This is a genomic window from Streptomyces sp. 8L (assembly GCF_020176795.1).
Classification (GTDB): domain Bacteria; phylum Actinomycetota; class Actinomycetes; order Streptomycetales; family Streptomycetaceae; genus Streptomyces.
Genome location: NZ_JAIUKE010000940.1, coordinates 1 through 848, shown reverse-complemented (window position 1 = coordinate 848; position 848 = coordinate 1). Strand labels below are relative to the sequence as shown.

Sequence of the window (848 nt, the reverse complement as noted above, 5' to 3'; positions counted from 1 at the left end):
AGAAGTCATCTCATTTGGTGAGGCGTCGGTAGCAGATGAGAGTTGCGGCGATGCCTGCGAAGGCGAGGAAGTGTTCTGCTTTGCGTTCGTAGCGTCGGTGGAGGCGGCGGCAGCCTGCGAGCCAGGACATCGACCGTTCTACGACCCAGCGATGGCGGCCCAGACGCTCGGAGGACTCGACGCCTTTGCGGGCGATGCGGTGGCTGATGCCTCGGCTGCTGAGCCATTGCCGCAGATGGCGGTAGTCGTAGCCTTTGTCGCCGTGGAGCTTGCCGGGCTTTCGCCGCCGCGGTCCGCGCCGGGAGCGGATGGGCGGGATGCCTCGTACGAGAGGCTCCAGTCCCTGGCTGTCGTGCATGTTCGCCCCGGAGATGCCCACCGAGAGTGGTAAACCGGTGCGCTCGGTGATCAAGTGGATCTTCGACCCGTACTTGCCGCGATCCACAGGATTCGGACCTGTCAGATCCCCCTTTTCAAGGCCCGCATGTTCACCGAGTCGATCGCGCACCGCGACCAATCCAGCTCCCCGCGCGCTCCCAGTTCGTCCAGGACCAGACGGTGCAGCTTGCCCCAAACGCGGGCCTTGGACCACTCACTGAACCGACGGTGGGCCGTCGGCCCCGACGGCCCAAACGAGGGCGGCAACTGCGCCCAAGTGCAGCCCGACGTGGCAACGAAGACGATCGCTGCCAACACCTCACGATCTCCGTAGCGTCGACGACCACCACCCTGCGGCCGAACCGGAGCCGGCGGCACCACCCGCTCGAACAGCTCCCACAACTCATCAGGCACGAGACGCTCCACTATCCCCACGAGCCCAGACTACCCAACCAAATGAGATGACTTCT

At 64.9% G+C, this 848-nt stretch carries 1 protein-coding gene; it reads right to left on the bottom strand.

From position 1 onward, the window contains the following. Positions 1 to 10: 10 nt before the first annotated feature. A protein-coding gene (locus LCE31_RS40000; RefSeq protein WP_441349441.1) for an IS5 family transposase occupies positions 11 to 804 on the bottom strand; the annotation gives its coding sequence in 2 pieces (ribosomal slippage) (positions 11 to 472 and positions 475 to 804; 792 coding nt in all). Between the last annotated feature and the right edge of the window lie 44 nt (positions 805 to 848).